The organism is Candidatus Kapaibacterium thiocyanatum, from assembly GCA_001899175.1.
Taxonomy (GTDB): Bacteria; Bacteroidota; Ignavibacteria; order Kapaibacteriales; family Kapaibacteriaceae; genus Kapaibacterium; species Kapaibacterium thiocyanatum.
Genome location: MKVH01000025.1, coordinates 158462 through 176946, shown reverse-complemented (window position 1 = coordinate 176946; position 18485 = coordinate 158462). Strand labels below are relative to the sequence as shown.

Annotated in this window: 11 protein-coding genes; 8 read left to right on the top strand and 3 right to left on the bottom strand. The window is 58.4% G+C overall.

Annotated elements, in window-relative coordinates; all coding sequences use genetic code 11:
• Nucleotides 1-2 precede the first annotated feature (2 nt).
• The 3 genes from BGO89_13360 (at nt 3) to BGO89_13350 (ending at nt 5748) form a co-directional block, all read left to right on the top strand.
• Nucleotides 3-2249, top strand: coding sequence for an aconitate hydratase (locus BGO89_13360; GenBank protein ID OJX56317.1), 2247 nt, complete (start codon nt 3-5; stop codon nt 2247-2249).
• A 215-nt stretch (nt 2250-2464) separates the two neighbouring features.
• Nucleotides 2465-2974: a hypothetical protein gene (locus tag BGO89_13355; protein ID OJX56386.1), complete on the top strand. Its 510-nt coding sequence runs from the start codon at nt 2465-2467 to the stop codon at nt 2972-2974.
• 305 nt (nt 2975-3279) lie between these two features.
• Nucleotides 3280-5748: a magnesium-translocating P-type ATPase gene (locus BGO89_13350; protein ID OJX56385.1), complete on the top strand. Its 2469-nt coding sequence runs from the start codon at nt 3280-3282 to the stop codon at nt 5746-5748.
• A 305-nt stretch (nt 5749-6053) separates the two neighbouring features.
• On the opposite strand, the gene BGO89_13345 is transcribed toward BGO89_13350, so the two are convergent.
• The gene (locus BGO89_13345; GenBank protein ID OJX56316.1) at nt 6054-8651 is read right to left on the bottom strand and encodes a hypothetical protein; all 2598 of its coding nucleotides are present in this window, start codon (nt 8649-8651) and stop codon (nt 6054-6056) included.
• Between the two features lie 411 nt (nt 8652-9062).
• Between BGO89_13345 and BGO89_13340 the strand changes: the two genes are divergently transcribed.
• The 4 genes from BGO89_13340 (at nt 9063) to BGO89_13325 (ending at nt 15806) form a co-directional block, all read left to right on the top strand.
• Nucleotides 9063-11558 (top strand): hypothetical protein, encoded by a 2496-nt coding sequence (locus BGO89_13340; protein OJX56315.1) that lies wholly within the window; start codon nt 9063-9065, stop codon nt 11556-11558.
• Between the two features lie 73 nt (nt 11559-11631).
• Nucleotides 11632-12120, top strand: a complete 489-nt coding sequence (locus BGO89_13335; GenBank protein OJX56314.1) for a hypothetical protein — start codon at nt 11632-11634, stop codon at nt 12118-12120.
• Nucleotides 12117-14402: a hypothetical protein gene (locus BGO89_13330; protein OJX56313.1), complete on the top strand. Its 2286-nt coding sequence runs from the start codon at nt 12117-12119 to the stop codon at nt 14400-14402. Before BGO89_13335 ends, BGO89_13330 begins: the two co-directional genes overlap by 4 nt.
• 60 nt (nt 14403-14462) lie before the next feature.
• Nucleotides 14463-15806, top strand: a complete 1344-nt coding sequence (locus BGO89_13325) for a hypothetical protein (protein OJX56312.1) — start codon at nt 14463-14465, stop codon at nt 15804-15806.
• A gap of 91 nt (nt 15807-15897) precedes the next feature.
• On the opposite strand, the gene BGO89_13320 is transcribed toward BGO89_13325, so the two are convergent.
• Together BGO89_13320 and BGO89_13315 are read right to left on the bottom strand one after the other, a co-directional pair.
• A complete protein-coding gene (locus BGO89_13320) occupies nt 15898-16581 on the bottom strand; it encodes a hypothetical protein (GenBank protein ID OJX56311.1) in 684 nt (227 codons plus the stop codon).
• The gene (locus BGO89_13315; GenBank protein ID OJX56310.1) at nt 16578-17018 is read right to left on the bottom strand and encodes a hypothetical protein; all 441 of its coding nucleotides are present in this window, start codon (nt 17016-17018) and stop codon (nt 16578-16580) included. The genes BGO89_13320 and BGO89_13315 overlap by 4 nt, the downstream gene beginning before the upstream one ends.
• A 284-nt stretch (nt 17019-17302) precedes the next feature.
• On the opposite strand from BGO89_13315, the gene BGO89_13310 reads away from it, so the two are divergent.
• Nucleotides 17303-18484 (top strand): hypothetical protein, encoded by a 1182-nt coding sequence (locus tag BGO89_13310; protein OJX56309.1) that lies wholly within the window; start codon nt 17303-17305, stop codon nt 18482-18484.
• The last annotated feature ends 1 nt before the right edge of the window (nt 18485 follow it).

Here is an 18485-nt window from a genome sequence, read left to right as displayed (position 1 = left end):
CCATGAGCACCCAAGATATTTCCATGATCCGGAAGGTATACGAACAGCTTCCCGCCCGCATTTCGGCAGCACGTACGACGCTGGGCAAGCCGTTGACACTCGCCGAGAAAGTGCTGTATTCGCACATGAGCGAGATGCCCGCACATCCGCACGAACGCGGGAGGTCCTACGTAGACTTCCATCCCGACCGTGTCGCCATGCAGGACGCGACGGCACAGATGGCACTGCTCCAGTTCATGAGCGCCGGCATTCCCAAGGTGGCGGTACCGTCCACGGTACACTGTGACCACCTGATCCGTGCGGAGCACGGAGCGAAGCAGGATATGGAGAAATCCCTCGTCGAGAACAAGGAAGTATTCGAATTCCTCGCCTCCGTATCGCAGAAGTACGGCGTCGGTTTCTGGAAGCCGGGCGCGGGTATCATTCACCAGGTCGTCCTCGAAAACTACGCCTTCCCCGGTGGCATGATGATCGGCACCGACTCCCACACGCCGAATGCGGGTGGCCTCGGCATGGTCGCCATCGGCGTGGGTGGTGCCGATGCGGTGGATGTCATGGCCGGTATGCCCTGGGAACTGCAGATGCCCAAACTCATCGGTGTGAAGCTCACCGGCAAGATGAACGGATGGACGAGCCCGAAGGATGTCATCCTCAAACTCGCCGGCATCCTCACCGTCAAGGGCGGCACGGGTGCCATCGTCGAGTACTTCGGTGACGGAACGGCCTCGTTCAGCGCAACGGGCAAGGGCACCATCTGCAACATGGGTGCGGAAATCGGTGCCACGACGTCGATCTTCCCCTACGATGGATCGATGGAACGCTATCTCAGGGCAACGGGACGCAACGACGTGGCGGATCTCGCCAACGGCGTCGCAGTGCACCTCCGCGCCGACGATGAAGTGATCGCCAATCCCGACGCCTACTACGACCAGGTCATCCATATCGATCTCGATGCACTCGAACCCCATATCAACGGTCCCTTCACGCCCGACCGTGCCATGGAACTCAGCGAATTCGTCAAGGCCGTGAAGGAGAACAACTGGCCCGAAGAACTTCGCGTGGCCCTCATCGGCTCGTGCACGAACTCGTCCTACGAGGACATGTCGCGCGTTGCCGCCATCGCCGACTTCGCCGCGAAGCATGGCCTGAAGGCCAAGAGCGAATTCACCATCACGCCCGGTTCGGAGCAGGTGCGCGCGACGATCGAACGCGACGGCATCCTCGCGAAGATGGAAGCCATCGGCGGTACCGTGCTCGCCAATGCCTGCGGTCCGTGCATCGGACAATGGAAGCGCCACGACGTACAGCCCGGCGACAAGAACTCCATCATCACGTCCTTCAACCGGAACTTCACCGGACGGAACGACGGCATCAAGGAAACGCACGCCTTCGTCGCTTCACCAGAAACGGTGGCAGCCTTCGCTCTCGCCGGCAATCTCACCGTCAACTTCATGAAGGAGCCCGTGAACGGCGTCATGCTCGAAGCCCCCCAAGGTCTCGAACTGCCTGAAGGCGGCTTCGTCCCCGATCCTGACGGATACGTGAAACCTGCCGAAGACGGATCGGGCATCGACGTCATCATCGCTCCCGAAAGCCAGCGCCTCCAGGCACTGAAGGCCTTCACGGCACCGAGGAAGGAAGAATACAGCTCCATGCCCCTGCTCCTCAAGGTGAAGGGCAAGTGCACGACGGACCACATATCGATGGCAGGACCGTGGCTCCGCTTCCGTGGCCACCTGGACAACATCTCGAACAACATGTTCATCGGCGCCATCAACTACGTCAACGATACCGCCAACAACATCAAGAACACCTTCACCGGCGACTACGGTGAAGTGCCTGCCGTCGCCCGCGACTACAAGGCACGCGGTGTGAACTGGGTTGTCGTCGGTGACGAGAACTACGGCGAAGGCAGCTCCCGCGAGCACGCCGCCATGGAACCCCGTTTCCTCGGTGGCAAGGCGATCATCGTCAAGAGCTTCGCCCGTATCCACGAAACGAATCTCAAGAAGCAGGGCATGCTGCCTCTGATCTTCAACAATCCTGCCGACTACGACAGGATCAAGGAAGACGATCGCTTCAACATCGACATCGATCTGCTGACGCCCGGACAACTCCTGCCTGTCGTCATCACGCACAGCGATGGCTCGTCGGAAACCATCCAGCTCCGCCACACGATGAACGATCAGCAGATCGGCTGGTTCAAGGCTGGTAGCGCGCTGAATCTCATCGCTTCGCATGCGAAGTGAGCCCTGAGACGAAACGTTCGACGCATTCGGAATGATGAAGCCCCGACCCGGTCCGAGTTTCTCGGACCGGGTCTTCCGTTACTACGGCATTCCTACGACAGGCATACGATTTCACTGCGACCGGGATATATTGACGTGACCGGGTGGGCCTCCCCTTCATGATGCGCACCACACCGCCGATGTCACGTTCTTCCAGTAATCATTTCACGATCATCATGACGATCGTCATCAGACCCGAAACGGCCGCTGATATCGAAGCCGTACGGAACGTCAATCGCTCCGCATTTCCGACCGTCCTCGAATCGAACCTCGTCGACGCATTGCGCAATGCAGGTGATGCCGTCATCAACCTCGTCGCCGACGTGGAGGGCTTCGTCGTCGGTCACATCATGTTCAGTCCCGTAACCATCGGCGCCCATCCGATCCGTGGCCTTGGCCTCGCCCCGGTTGCGGTATTGCCCGATCTCCAGAACAGCGGCATCGGCTCGGATCTGATCCGCGAGGGACTCGACCGCGCACGCGGCCTGAACGCGGACTTCGTCGTCGTACTCGGTGAGCCGGACTATTACGGACGTTTCGGATTCGTCAAGGCCAGCAGGTTCGGTCTCGACAACGAATACGGCGTCGACGATCCGTTCATGGTCATGACATTACAGGACGGCGCTCTCGACAACGTCGCGGGACTGGTCAAGTACAGCAAGGTCTTCGCGATGGTCGACGTTTGATCATACTGCACGCGTCATGACGGGGCCGGGTCCCAACACCCGAATCGTCCATCGTTCCCGTCCGTGGATAGTATCGTACATTGGATAGCACGTCGGTCATGAAGGAGTACCCGAATCCATCGTGAACCGGACTCGACCTTATGTGCGATCCCCTGTCGAAGCATACCATTCCGGATCATCAACGATGAAGGGTGAGCATCATGACGGACGGACAGCATCGCCGGACGAACGGTACGTCGCCCGACACCACCACAACGAACGACGGGCACAGGTTCTGGTCCCTGTCGGCAACGGAGCTGTACAGCATGCTCGGCACCGGTGCGTCCGGTCTTTCATCCGCCGAAGCCAGGGAACGTCTGCAGCGCTATGGCGCCAATACCCTGAACCAGCGCAAGCGCAGCAACATTCCGATCCTCGTCGCACGACAGTTCATGAATCCGATCGTGCTCATGCTCCTTACAGCGACCATCCTGTCGCTGCTTCTCGGCGACACCATCGACGCCATCGTCATCTGCTGCATCGTACTCATCAGCGGCCTGCTCGGCTTCTGGCAGGAGTATGGGGCCGCTACTGCCGTGGAAGAGCTGCTCGCCATCGTCAAGCTGACGGCGTCGGTAATACGGGATGGGACAACGGTTAGGATTCCGATAACGGACGTTGTTCCGGGAGACGTCGTCACCCTCTCCGCAGGCTCCGGCATACCGGCCGACTGCGCATTGCTGGAATCGACGGATATGTTCGTCGATGAAGCGGTGATGACCGGTGAAACGTTTCCGGTCGAAAAACTTCCCGCCGTCCTTGCAGTGGACACACCGCTCGCCGATCGTACGAACGCACTGTTCATGGGAACGCATGTCGTGAGCGGTAACGGCAAGGCTCTGGTTGTCGAGACGGGGCGCAACACCGCATTCGGTGCGATATCGGATCGCCTGCGCCTGCGTCCGGCGCAGACGGATTTCGAACGCGGCATCCATCGCTTCGGCTTCCTGCTCATGGAGCTGACGCTCCTCCTTCTCATTGCGGTCTTCGCCATCAACGTCTATCTCGCGAAGCCGATTCTCGACTCCTTCCTTTTCGGCCTGGCACTCGCCGTAGGTCTGACTCCACAGCTCCTTCCTGCCATCATCAGCGTCAATCTTTCGAAAGGTGCACGCGTGATGGCGACGAAGAAGGTCATCGTCAAACGATTGACGGCCATCGAGAACTTCGGCAGCATGAATATCCTGTGTTCGGACAAGACCGGCACGCTGACGGAGGGAACGGTCCACCTTCATGGAGCCCTGTCGGTGGATGGACAACCGAGCGAGAACGTCCTCTTCCATGCGGCATTGAATTCCAGATTGCAGAGCGGATTCACAAATCCTATCGACACCGCCATCTGTCAGCAGAAGGTCGATGGCATCGATGCCTGGCAGCGACTCGACGAAGTACCGTACGACTTCGTACGCAAACGTCTGAGCATCCTCGCGTCGAATGACGGACGACATGTCATGGTCACGAAGGGTGCCGTACTCAACATCCTCGACGTCTGCACCAGGATCGAACAGGGTGATGCGGTGACCGAGATGACGAACGAGTTGCTGGATGTCGTGAGGAAGCAGTATTCCACACTCAGCGAACAGGGCTTCCGGACGCTCGGCGTCGCCATCCGTGACATGAACGATACGCAGACCATCCGGAAGGACGACGAAGCGGGCATGACCTTCCTCGGCTTTCTGGTATTGAACGATCCACTGAAGGAGGATATCGCCGATACCGTAGCATCGTTGCTGAGGCTGGGCGTACAGCTCAAGATGATCACCGGCGACAATGCACTGGTGGCGAAACGGATCGGCGCCCAGGTCGGTCTGGCGGAGACGAGAATCCTGACAGGATCCGATCTGCATACGCTGAGCGATGCGGCCCTCCCTCGCCGTGCGCTCGACACCGACATCTTCGCCGAAATCGAACCCAATCAGAAGGAACGCATCGTACGTGCGCTGAAGCAGACCGGCTGCGTCGTCGGCTACATGGGTGACGGCATCAACGATGCACCGGCATTGCACAGCGCGGATGTAGGCATCTCCGTCCAGGATGCGGTGGACGTCGCCAAGGATGCCGCGGACATCGTCCTTCTCGAACCGAATCTGGCCGTGCTCATCGAAGGAATAGGTGCGGGACGAACGACGTTCGCCAATACGCTTAAATACATTTTCATGGCGACCAGCGCCAACTTCGGCAACATGTTCAGCATGGCAGGAGCTTCCCTCATTCTACCCTTCCTGCCCCTTCTTCCGAAGCAGATCCTGCTGACCAACCTCATCACCGACCTTCCGGAAATGACGATCGCGTCGGACCGTGTCGACGAATACTGGACGCAGCAGCCGCATAAATGGGATATCGCCTTCATCCGTCGCTTCATGATCGTCTTCGGGCTGCTCAGCTCCATATTCGACTACCTGACGTTCGGTGCGCTGATGCTGGTGCTCCATGCAGGCCCCGATGAATTCCGGACAGGATGGTTCGTCGAATCCGTCGTATCGGCCGCCCTCATCGTCCTGGTCGTCCGTACGCGACTTCCCTTCTTCAGGAGCAGACCTTCTGCGCCTCTGCTCGTGACGACACTATGCGTGGTCGCCGTCACGCTCATCCTGCCCTATACTCCAGCGGGCGCATGGTTCTCCTTCATCCCTCTGCCACCGGCATTCCTGGCGATGATGACCTGCATCGTCATTCTCTATATCGGTGCGGCAGAGTTCACCAAGCGGTTGTTCTTCGCGAAGTACTCCAAGTGAAGGAAGGTCCGGCCTCTATCGTTGTTCCGGCGATGGCTGCACACCCCTTCATCCTGGCCGCTCGTCCTCCTATCGAACGAATGTATCCGGGCAAGGAACAGGTGCCTCGCGCCGTAGCTACATACTCCGCGTTTCTCTTGTCGGCCTTACGTACCAACGATGACATATCATCATATGCGTCATCGTGACCATATCGCCGAGTGCCGTCGCCTGCGAGATGGATATACCAAAAAGACAACGGGCTCATATTCACAGAGTGAATACAAGCCCGTCGTGATGAGGGAGGGAGGGAGACTAGGGGAAGCTTATCGTACGATAGCTACGGGTACCATCCTGGTGCCGTTGGCCATACGGATGACGAGCGTGTAGATACCGGTGGGAACGAGCGTACCGGAAGCATCGCGGGTATTCCAGCGCAGTTCCTGCGACGATCCTTCGAGCGTGACGATACGCATGCCCGTTACGTTAACGATATCGACGCCGAGGATATTGGAATCGGCGAGGCGAACCGTCACGTTGTCCGTAGCCGGATTCGGGAATACTGCGAGCGTACGGCTCACATCATCACCTTCTTCGACCGATACGGACTTGTCGCCGGTACCGACGAGAGCGAGCGACGAATTACCACCCGTCGACGACATGATGTTGAGGACGGCATCCTTCGGACCTTGCGAACCCGGCGCGAACTTGACGCAGACTTCAGCCGTTGCGCCGGCAGCGATGTCGATCGGCATCGTGGAAACGACCGTGAAGAGCGCCTTGTCCGTACCGTCGATCGTCACGTTGTCGATCTTGATAGCGACCGAAGACGTATTCGTCAGCGTGACGCACAGTTCCTTCGAAGCATCTTCGATGACCTTCTCGAAGTCGAGCTTGTCGGAGTGACCATAGCGCACCACGCCCTGGGCGTTGAGTACCATGGCTTCGCTGGGAACGGGAGCGTTCGTCGACGATACCGTCATCAGACCCGTGAATGCACCGACGTTGGCAGCCGTAGCGGAAAGCACGACCGTAGCCGTACCATCGACGGGAATGGTGAGCGGAAGTGCGGGCGCAGTCACGACTGCAAAGCCTTCACCGGTAACGACGATGGAGCTGATCTCGAGCGGAGCCTTGCCCGTATTCTTGATCACGTTCGTCATCGTCATTTCCTTGTCGTAGCCCTTCGGAATTTCACCGAAGTCCGCGGAAGCCTGGGACAGCGTCAGTTCGGGGCGCAGCGAAGCCGGATCCTTGACACGTACACGGGCATATCCCGACGTGACGGCACCGCAGCCATTGCGGAGGATGGCATTGTAGACACCCGAATTTGCGAGAGTGGCATTCTCGATAACGAGCGTGTCGTTCGTCGCGCCCGGGATGAGCTGCGAATTACGGTACCACTGGATATCGCGAACGTCCGTACCGGCGACCGTCAGTTCGACGCGCTCGCCGATATTGACGGATTGATCGGCAGGATTCGTAACGAGGGTCACGGGCTTGATGATCGTCAGCGTAGCGACCTGGCTTTCGATGGAAAGATCGCACGTACCCGTGATACGGACGGAATAGTTACCGGCATTGGCAGGTGTCAGGTTGCTGAGGACGAGAGCATAGGAATTGCCGCCAGGAACCTTCACACCGTTCTTGTACCATTCGTAGGAGAGGCCGTTACCTTGTGCCGAAGCGACGAAGGTGACGGAGCTGCCGAGACAGCCATCTTGCGACGTCGGCTGGATGACCATGGCCGGAGGCGTGAACTGTGCGATACGAGCGATACTGGAATAGATATCCTGTGCACAGTTCTGGGGATTCGGCGTCATCGAGCGAATCATGCATACGTAGGCGCCCGGTTCCTCGGCACGAACTTCGAGCGTAGACGACGTTGCGTTGGGAACGAGCACTTCGTCGCGATACCATTGATATGCGAGATTTTCGCCTTCAGCCGTAACGGACAGCGTCGTCGTCGTACCTGCGCAGAGAGCGGCGCCTTCCGGCTGGCTCGTGAAGACGGGGCGCATGCGTGCCGTGATGGTCGTCGGTTCGGATGTGACGGAGACTGGGCAGATGCCCGTCACGACGACATCGTATTCGCCGATCGTCGACGTGTTGACAGGATCGATGAAGAGCGACGTTCCCGTTGCGCCTTCGATATCCTTGCCATTGTGGCGCCATTGATAGGAAGCGATGTTACCCGCGGCCTTGACGTTAAGCGTGATGGACTCGCCTTCGCACATCGCGACCGACGAAACAGGTTGCTGCGTGATCGAAGGATTGACGTAGGTATCGATGCGGGCACGGTTGGACTTCGATTCGACACCGCAAGCCTCCTTGACGATGACGTAGTATTCGCCGACCGTCTTGGGACCGGCACTTTCGACCAGCAGCGAAGGTTCCTGCGTGATCGCATATACTTCATTATCACGGTACCATTCATAGACCGGTTCACGTGCATCAACCTTGAGGCTGAACTCAACGGCATCACCTTCACAGACACGGACGGACTTCAACTCCGTGTTGATTGCCGGGACATCGCACGGGCGGATCAGTTCGAACCAGCCGCTATAGCCATCCTGATGGTAGATCAGGGGCTTCAGCTCACGGTTCGGCATCTCGCGGATACGTATCAGATACTTACCGCTTTCCAGCTTTTCCGATGTTTTCCAGTTGTAAACGACTTCCTCGCCTTCATTGCGGATTTCTTCGACGATCGTGTACCATTGCTCCTTGTCGGTCGTGTACTCGATGGTGAAATAGTTACCGCGTTCGATCACTTCCTTCGGCATCGTGAGATAGAAGCGGATCGTCACTTCCGATCCTACGTCGAATTGCTTGCCTTCCGCAGGATCCGTGACCTTGATTTCACCTGTCTGGGCGAATGCCGCAATGGACATCAGCAGGAACATTGTAACCATCGTCAGCATGGCTGACCACGGCTTGGACCGGTCCGAATACGGGACGGCCATAGAGGTATTGATCCTCATGGATAGACCTTTCGAATTGTTGCACTGGGTTGTGAAACTCGTCCTGTGAAAGACGATTGCCACGTTGCTGTTTGCTCAATAGATTCACAATTTGCGAATTCGTTACTGAAGGACAGACAATAATTTCCGACCGACCGGTCAACTGATGACCAAGTGGACCCTGCAAGAGATTGAATTGCAAGCGATTGCAGAGTACGATCAGAAATGATTTTTTTCTTCATTGCCTCTCCGTAACACATCGATGACGCCATTCTCACACAACAGGCACCAATCGTTGTCTACTACTCCAGATAACAGAATGTTCCTTCGTCCTCACCGCATTTCCGCATGAAGCGACTACAACAACCAGACATGATGCGAACGTTGCGAACGTCGTGCATCGTCATCGCGCTTCTTCTGTCCTATACGTTACGTACACAAGCCCAACTGAATGTGACACCTGACGTCATTGAACTCGGCGATATTGTCGTCGGTGACACGACTAGTTTCACTTTCAGTCTGGCTAATCACGGGGACGTTCTTCTCTCCGCACCGCAATCGTATTGCGATGGCGATGCGAATCCCTACGTGCTTCATGGATTCGCCCTGCCCCAGACGATCAAGGCGCACGATTCAGCGACGGCGACGTTCGCCATCCTGCCCATACAGCCCGCTGCGAGCATCCTCTGGACCTGCTCCTTCCAATACAGGCAACCCGACGGCGGTACCGTCGAAACGCAGATCTCGATCCGAGGTGCGAGCACACGCTCTGCCGCGCTGTCGGGTCCGGCGGTCGTCGACTTCGGCACTATCGTCGCGGGCGATACGGTCGAACGCACGTTCAAGATCGTCAATACCGGCAACGCCCCCGGATGGATCCACTACATCTACGATCTGTCCGAAACGCCATTCACGTATAAGCGCATGCCCGAGCTCCCGTATCGTATCGGCAAGGGCGATTCCCTCACCCTCACCGTCGCCTACGTTCCGACGCAAGCCAACGCGGATACGGCGACCATCGCGATCGAAACCTCGTGGAGCTTCAGCCCGTACATCGCCTTCCTCACCGGCCGTGCACGGCCACAAGACACTCTCAGGTATTCCGCAGCGTTCCTTTCGTTCGCGAATGCCGTACCGGGCAGATCGTCGGTACTGCCCGTCGTCTTCAGCATACCGTCGCGAAGTGCCGTCATCGATGGCGTCGCCGTCACTGGATCGGAGTGTTTCGAACTGTCGTCGCCACCCCGGCTTCCATATACCGTCAAACCGACGGCACCATGTACGGTATGGGTTCGCTGCACACCCGATCGTTTCGGCTTGCTGCACGGCACATTGACGGTCACGACATCCACAGGCAAACGCATCGACGTACGACTCGAAGCGAATGTCCGCCCGTCGTCGGCGCAGACGGTAGGCACCGTCGTTCTCGACGAAGAACGCGCCATGAACGGATATACGCTCTTCGCACCGCTCAACTCCACTATAACGTATCTGATGAACAACAAGGGCGAGATCGTTCATACATGGTCGGGCAGTTTCAGACCGGCGCAGTCAGCGATGCTGATGGAAGGCGGAGTGCTGCTTCGCACAGCGACACCGGGTGACGGTCTCCCGCTCGACGACCAGGGTGCCGGCGGAATCGTGGAAAAGATCAGTTGGGATGGCGACGTCATCTGGCGCTATGAATACCAGGGACAGGACCAGCGCGCCCACCACGACGTCGAGCTACTACCGAACGGCAACATCCTGCTGCTGGTACGCGAACGGCAGTCCTGGGACAGTGCCTTCTCTGCCGGCCGCATTCCGAAGCGGATCACGGAGAATGCCGTATGGACCGAACGCATCGTCGAAGTCAAGCCGACCGGCGGACGCTCGGGCGAAATCGTATGGGAATGGAAGGCGTGGGATCACCTCGTCCAGGATGCCAATCCTGCACGCGCCAATTTCGGAGACGTGGCGGCGCTCCGCGAGCGCATCGACATCAACACCGGGCCCGTCACCGCCGACTGGCTGCACATGAACAGCGTTCGCTACAATGCTGCGCGTGACGAGATCCTCGTCAGCATGCGCAACATGAACGAAGTCATCGTCATCGACCGCAAGACCGGCAACATCGTCTACCGCTGGGGCAATGCCGTCAACTATCGCGCCGGAGATACGGCCGACCGCAGGCTCTACGTCCAGCACGATGCGCGATGGATCGGCGAAGGAATGCCCGGTGAAGGCAACATCATGATCTTCAATAACGGCCGTGGGCGTGGAGACAGCTCCTATTCGACCGTCGAGGAAATCATCCCGCCGCTCGGTACGGACGGGAAGTACGTCACGACGTCGCCGGCACCGTTCGGGCCGTCAACTCCCGCATGGTCATTCCAGGCACCTCGGAACACGCATTTCTATGCGACGATCGGCGGAAGCGCGGCACGGCTGCGCAACGGCAACACGTTGGTCTGCCTCGATCCGAGCGGTTCGTTCGTGGAGGTCACCATGAACGGCGACGAAGTATGGCGTTACGTCAGCCCGGTCGGGAACGGCACCATCTATCGGCAAGGACAGACTCCGGTGAACAACGCCGTTTTCAGAGCTACGAAGTATGACGGTGACGGTCCGGAACTCGCCGGGCGTACACTCAGGAGTCTCGGCCGTCTCGAAGACGGTCCGCTATCGGTCATCGACGTCACGTCGCCGGGCGTATCGTGCACACGGACGACGGATGGGCGACTGCATCTCACGGTGACGGAACAGAAGTACGTCCATCTCGATGCATACGATCTCCTGGGTCGGTGGCTCGGTACGATCGTGGATGCGACGCTCGAACCGGGCACGTACATTCACTCCGTTCCCGACGGTACGTTCATCGTCAAGTAGCATCCGTCACATTTCGCCGCTTCGGGAATACGATGGTGCAGGAACAGTCCTTCACCATTCATCCGGAGCGGCCATGATCCATTCACTCGACGGCAATGCCGGTGAGCAGCCGAACGACGGCGCCTGGTTCGATCCATGCAACGACGCCATCGAACATCGCCTCCATCTCGTCTATCATTCCGACACGTCGCCGGCATGGCTGTTCGATCATCAGGACAACAGGGCATTACGCGACGTCCTCGATCCGCTGATACGCTTTCTCGACGGAGCGCTCTACGGTCATGCCGCCATCGGCAGCGACGTCGATATTCTCATCGTCGTTCCACACAGATACGACACGACCGATATGGGCAGACGGATCGGCAACGCCATAGGCCGGTTCCTCAACATCACACGGTTCAACGACAACGATCATCAGCTCTTCCGATTCATCGAGCCCGACGTCCATGTCCTCGATGCCCATGGATTCCGTGCGACCATGAACAGACTGCTACGCATGCGCATCGACTACATGGCATCGTGTACTCATCCGGGTAAGGGCATACTCTCGCCATCGAGATGATCGCCAAGAACCGGATCGGCAACGGGGCCTCCCCGGGCCGCAGGTCGGGCAAGCGCATCGGATGTCGCAAGTTCCCGTACATCATGGACATCCGAAGACGTACGATCATGAATGTAACCGCGCTATTTTTCAGGCGTTATGCACTCGCAGCATTGGGCATCATATCGACGAACGGGACGAGCTTCAGCAACAGCGGGAATGTCGGCATGCGTTTCATGAGAACATCGATACTGATCGGCTGTATCCTGCTCGGCTTCGGCACGTCGTCCGCACAACTGGACTCGGTTCACATCAGTCCGGTAGAAGGCATCCTGCACTTTCTCGATTGCATCGTCGGGGACAGCAGACAGGAAACCATCATCATCAGGAACGGATATACCGTCGACCGGACGATATCGGTCGCATGGCATAGTGGCACGCCCGGACCACATTTCTCCGCCGACCTCGCCAGCGCCACGGAAGTACTGCTCGAGCCATCCGGTGGCGATGACACCCTCAGCATTCCCATCGTCTTCGCCCCGCAATCCATCGGTGCACATACCGACACGCTCGTGATCACCAGTGGCCCGTATGTCAAGTATTACGTCATGGAGGGCAAGGCAGTCGGAAGGCTTCGCGCATTCACGGTCATGCATGGCACGTGGAATGCCGGCACCGTCGACGTCGGCACATCCTCCACCAGCTACGGATGGATCGTAGGGACATCGGACCAGGACGTCACCGTCTCGTTCCATAACGTCAACAGGAATTTCCTGCGCATCGGCACCAGTGATACCGTGGTGATCAAACCCGGATTGAACGAGATTCCCTATACGTTCACACCCCAAGCCCCGGGCTATGCGCTGAACGTCATATCCGCAACGGACGGGGTCGACGGCATGGATGTCCTCTTCATCGGAAAGGGCCGCCCGATTCCCGAACCCGGCAAGATCGGCTTCACTCCAGACACCCTGCAGATCGTCAGCAGATCGGTCGACAGCGTCGGCACCGAGACGATCATGTTCCAGTCCGACGTCGGCGAGATTTCGATCATGGACATCTTCATGTCGGGACCGGATGCGGGGTACTTCAGTATATCGCGGGAACCGCCCCCTATCGTAGTACCACCCTTCTCTACCTACCGTATCGATGTCCGGCACGATCCGAAGGGTACCGCGGCCCAGCATACCATCCGTCTCTGGGTTACGGCGCTCATCAACGGCCAGGAACAGAACTTCCCGTCCACCATCATCGGCCGTGTCGAACCGTCACTGCCACCGCTACCCGATACGACCGTCATCGGCGTTCCGGATAGGCTGACGATCGTCAGCCCCGCCGTGGACAGTATCCGCGATGGCATCGCCACGTTCACCGTGACGTCGGGACCGGATATCGTCGTCGTATCGGCGATCATCACAGGACCTGACTCAGCGCACTTCCGGACCTTATCCCTTCCTGCGTTCCCGCTGGTCATGTCGGAGCGATCATCCCTGAACATCGGCATCGCCTATGACCCGCGCAGCGCGAGTAACGCCCGTCATGCGACACTCGTGATCAAGGCCGTCAACGGATCGGCTCCGAAAGAGTATCGCATCCCGCTGCAGGGCCTCGTCGATTCCACCTTGCTGCCTCATCCAAACCTGCGCTTCGCGACCGAAACGGGACATGGCAACATCGGCAGCACCGTCAGGATGGACGTCGTACTCGGCTTCGATCTTCCCGATTCGATACGGACCTGCCAGTTGACCATCCACCACAACGCTTCGGTTATCATTCCGCTCACATCCTACATCACGGACTCCATCGCCGATGGACGCAGATGGACGAGACACCGCTTCGCGCCATCCGGCAGACGAACGGGATCGATCCTCGTCTCGAACGACTACATGCTCACACTGGGCGATGCGAGCTCGACGAGAATCATCATTGACAACATCCGATGGTATTCGGCTACGGGAATGCCGGTGGATATCGCGACCTCCGGCAGTGAAGCCACGATCTCGGTCGACGACGCGGAGGGCCGGCTCGTCAATGCCAACGATAGTGGCTTGATGCTCTCCATCCGTCCGGCACCAGTCGAAGACGGAGCGTCCTTCACGTACGACCTTACGAACAAGAGGGCGACATCGCTCGTGGTCTACGACAACACCGGCCATGTCGTCATGGATCTGACACCGGATATCCTGACGTCTCCGTCATCCGGATCTCTCGCCGTCGAAACCGGTGCATTGGCCGGGGGAACATACTTCGTACGACTGAGCGCAGGAAGATCGACGATCGTCGTGCCGATGATCGTGAGATGATCGTTCCGAACGTCATGTGTCGGCATGATTGTTGCTCTTCCATGATCACGGTATCGGTGCATGACACAGATCCATGATGGAGATGTTCTGACCGTGCATTTCCGACAGCAGCGGGCATCCATGCGCTTCATCGTCGTCGCCATCCTGTTCATTTTTTCCGCAGTATCGACTGCGTATGCATCGGATACACCGACGTTGTTCGGCGGTATGTCGATCGGCTATGCCGTGGCGGGCGCAGCCGACCACACCTTCGGCCCCGTTCAGCTTTCACCGAACAGCAATACGATCTCGGGAAGCATCGGTACGATCTACGGCGGAGGCATTGGAGCATCGCTCCCGTTCGACGATGTCCTGTCGTTCCGCACACGGCTGCGCGGCTCGTTCATGCGTCTGGACTACGAGACGACGGAACCCACGACGTTCAACGTCGACGGTGCAGCCGTTCCAGGCACGTTCGTGCATCAACTGTCGACGTCATGGACGACCATGTCGGCATCACTGTCAGCAGTCCTGCGCATCGGTCGTCATCTTTCGTTCGAAGGCGGTGGCGGAATCGTCATTCCACTGAGCGCTTCCATCCGCGACGTCGAACGCATCCGCGATCCCGACGGCGTATCCTATCTCGGCGGCGGACGCGAGCGCATACGAACGGAAGGCTCGATCGACGGTCTGAGCGTTCGCCCCCTGGCCTTCCTGCGGGCCATGACCACCATCGACATTTCACGACGCATGGCCCTGGAGCCAGGGCTCTTCGTATCGGCGACGTTCGGCTCGTTGATCGGCAATGCTCCCGTCTCACCGACGGAGCTCGGACTTTCGGTGGATATCCACTGGAACACCGTCGTATCGACACCGGAACTTCGCCGTATGGAATACCGTTCGGAAACGACGGATACGATCACGATCATCGATCCATACCGCACCGGACGGCAGGACACGATCCTGGTCGAACGCTCACGGACGAAGACGAGGGACAGCGTAATGACGAGCGAAGGACTCGTGATGAACGAACGCGTTCGTATCGTCGTCGAACGGCATCTCCCGTCGCCCCCTCCCTTCCTCAGCATCATCCTCGACGTCGACGTGGACACCGTGATGAAGGCCACCGACCCCGATATCCTCGTGAGGGTCGACGTCGTCAGCGATACGTCCATCCGCTTCGTGACCGTCGATGCCGTGGTCGACGATTCCGTCGTATGGTCCGCCGACGCTACGACGGCACTCGGCAGGACATTGCGCTGGCCGTTGTCGTCATTACCCGAATGGGCGAAGTCCCGTTCACCATTGACGATCCAGGTTCATGGCGTCGTAGTGGACGTCATCGGTCAACGACAGGAAGCCATGATACGCAGGCTCAGGATCACCCGTGAAAAAGTCGGGGCGACATGGCATCGGGAAGAGTGAGACCATCGACGAACATGGTCCATACGACGACGGGAACCGTACCATGAGCACGATTCCCGTCCATCGATCTTCACTACGATACGATATCGATCTATCTGGCCATGCTCGAATCGCGTCGATGAGCGGCCATCGTGCGGCGGGTGCGCAGATCATGGATCAGAGCATCGTCACCGATCATGTTCGCATAGACCAGAGCCGAATCGTAGGCTGCGACGGACTGCGTCCAATGCGCGCGCTTGGCGCACAGCCCTGCCAGTCCCTTGTACGTCTGTGCAGCCTGGACGAGATCGTTCGCACGTACCGCCGTCATGGCCCGTGAAGAGATACGCGTACTCTCTTCGATGAAGCCATCCTCGTCACGGTCCATGAGCAGACGCTCCCGTTCCTTGACGATCCGTTGTGAATCCGCTGTCGGAATCATGGTATAGGCAGTGTTCTTCTGTTGAGGTGCTACTCGTTGCGAAGGCGTTTCCTCCGGCTCCGCGACAGGTCCGTTCGCGTTCGTCACATCGGCTTCCCGTGCGACGATGCGTTCGGTCGTGGATCGTGGCGAAACCGACGTCGGATCATCGGGTCCGGTCGTCGGTGCGAACAGCATGGTACCGACGAGCAGCGAAACGGCGAGTGCCGTGCCGCCACCGACGACATAACGGCGGAGCTTGTTCCGTCGCTTCATTCCGTCGATCACGACGTCTCTCGTATGCAGCATCTGCGGCTCCATCCTGGCGAGGAGGTCGTCGAGTGCTTCCTGGAGATGCTTGTCGTCTGGAATCATGTATGTGGCTCGAAATGGGGACGAAGTAGAACGTCGAGGCGCTTGCGCGCGCGATAGAGGCGGACCTTGACGAGATCCGTCGATATTTCTTCCGAAGCTGCGATCTCTTCCACGGACATGTCACCGAAGTACTTCAACAGGATGACCTGTCTGAATTCTTCGGGAAGCTTCATGATCGACTCCTGGATCAACTGCTTCTCATCGCCGGCCATCTGATTCGATGCATCGATCGATGGTTCCGGTACGACGTCCATCGGTACGCGCTTCCTGTCACGCCGCGCCATCGAGCGGCATGTGTTCCTTGCAATGGTGAAGATCCACCCCATCAGGTTTCCGTTGCGGTAGTCATGCCGGTGTTCGAATACCGACAGGACCGTCGTGTGGAAGGCATCCTGGGCGACTTCATAGTCGTTGGTGATGGCGATGCAGTATGCCATCAACGGGCGACGCAGATGTCGATACATCGCGGCAAAGGCCTGTTCATCACCATCACGTACCTTGGCGAAAAGCCCAGGCAGCACTTCCTCCCGTATCGTCTCAGCTTTGGCCATGCGCGCAAGTATTGTGGACCAGGCACACAACGCCCGGATGGGTGTTCGGTTACAGAATGAACCTTTTTCGACCTGGCGTGTACAGGGTATCGTACGAGGTTCCAGGGTACCGGGAACCATGATACAACCAAGTCGAAACAACGCCAATAGTTACAGTACAAGGAACGAACATGTTCAAGGCAATGCTCCTGTCGGTCATCCTCATCGGCCTCCTCTACCAACCGCCCCTCGCGATGGGTACGGAGCCGAAGGATATCCCGAGCATGGTGGATATCAACATGTCGCAGAAGTGGTATCAGGATCAGGTGGAGGCATGGAACGGCGTGGTGAAATCCGATCCCGGCAACGCGAAGGCATGGTACAATCTCTTCCGCGCCCGGCGGTACGTGGGCTTCCGTGGCAGCATCTTCAAGGATCCGCAGGTCGACGAACTCGCGACGATTCTCGCACGCATGAAGGAAGCCGTTCCCGGCACCTTCGAATACAACCTGTGCATGTGGATCGCCGGCGGCAACGATGGCGCACGATTCAGCTATCTCCAGAAGGCCTTCGAACTCAGGAAGGACTACGCCATCCTCAGCAGCCACTTCGTGCCGTACTACGAACTGATGATGGACCGGACCAAACGGGACGAATTCCTGAAGCACTGGCACGAGACCGGAAACATCTCACCCGTCCTTCTGGACCATGCCTACAACATGCTGCAGTCCTGTTCGCCGAATGCAGTACTAATCACGGCCGGTGACTCGGATACCTTCCCGGTCTGGATGCTGCAGGCCGTCATGGGCGTCCGCAAGGACGTGACGGTGATGAATCTCGGTCTCATCGCCGAAGATGGCTACCGGTCATCGTTCATGCGCCAGCACGGTATCGGCGGCGATTCCCTTCTTCCGAAGTCGAACAACGACTCCGAAGAGGCCATGCAGGCCTTCATCGAAAGCGTCGCGACGCGGACGGTGAACCGTCCGATCCACTTCGCACTCACGGTCGATACGTCCGTCTACGAAAGGATCAAGTCCGACCTCCACATCGTCGGTCTGTCCTGGCAATATTCGAAGGAACGCATCGATCATCTCGCACGGACGGCAAGGATATGGAACACGTTCCGGCTCGACGATACGATGGCACCGTGGTATCCCGGCCGCCATCCGTTCTACGCCGGATCGTATCGGCAGTTCATCCAGAACTATCTCGCCCCCTGCCTCGCCCTCTTCGAGCATGCCCTCGAGGGCGGAGACGCGGGTCAGGCCGAACGGTTCCGCACCATCGCGACGCGCTTCGGGACGATCTGCGGCAATCTGGACGACGTGGAATCCTATCTCCGTGACGCACGGAAGCGCACCCAGCAGTGAA

Excerpts from the sequence above, each read along its gene's own strand:
- BGO89_13360 (OJX56317.1), top strand. The coding sequence starts at position 3 with ATGAGCACCCAAGATATTTCCATGATCCGGAAGGTATACGAACAGCTT.
- BGO89_13310 (OJX56309.1), top strand. The coding sequence starts at position 17,303 with ATGTTCAAGGCAATGCTCCTGTCGGTCATCCTCATCGGCCTCCTCTAC.
- BGO89_13325 (OJX56312.1), top strand. The coding sequence starts at position 14,463 with ATGACACAGATCCATGATGGAGATGTTCTGACCGTGCATTTCCGACAG.
- BGO89_13315 (OJX56310.1), bottom strand. The coding sequence starts at position 17,018 with ATGGCATACTGCATCGCCATCACCAACGACTATGAAGTCGCCCAGGAT.
- BGO89_13320 (OJX56311.1), bottom strand. The coding sequence starts at position 16,581 with ATGATTCCAGACGACAAGCATCTCCAGGAAGCACTCGACGACCTCCTC.
- BGO89_13340 (OJX56315.1), top strand. The coding sequence starts at position 9,063 with ATGATGCGAACGTTGCGAACGTCGTGCATCGTCATCGCGCTTCTTCTG.
- BGO89_13355 (OJX56386.1), top strand. The coding sequence starts at position 2,465 with ATGACGATCGTCATCAGACCCGAAACGGCCGCTGATATCGAAGCCGTA.
- BGO89_13350 (OJX56385.1), top strand. The coding sequence starts at position 3,280 with ATGCTCGGCACCGGTGCGTCCGGTCTTTCATCCGCCGAAGCCAGGGAA.
- BGO89_13335 (OJX56314.1), top strand. The coding sequence starts at position 11,632 with ATGATCCATTCACTCGACGGCAATGCCGGTGAGCAGCCGAACGACGGC.
- BGO89_13345 (OJX56316.1), bottom strand. The coding sequence starts at position 8,651 with ATGCTGACGATGGTTACAATGTTCCTGCTGATGTCCATTGCGGCATTC.
- BGO89_13330 (OJX56313.1), top strand. The coding sequence starts at position 12,117 with ATGATCGCCAAGAACCGGATCGGCAACGGGGCCTCCCCGGGCCGCAGG.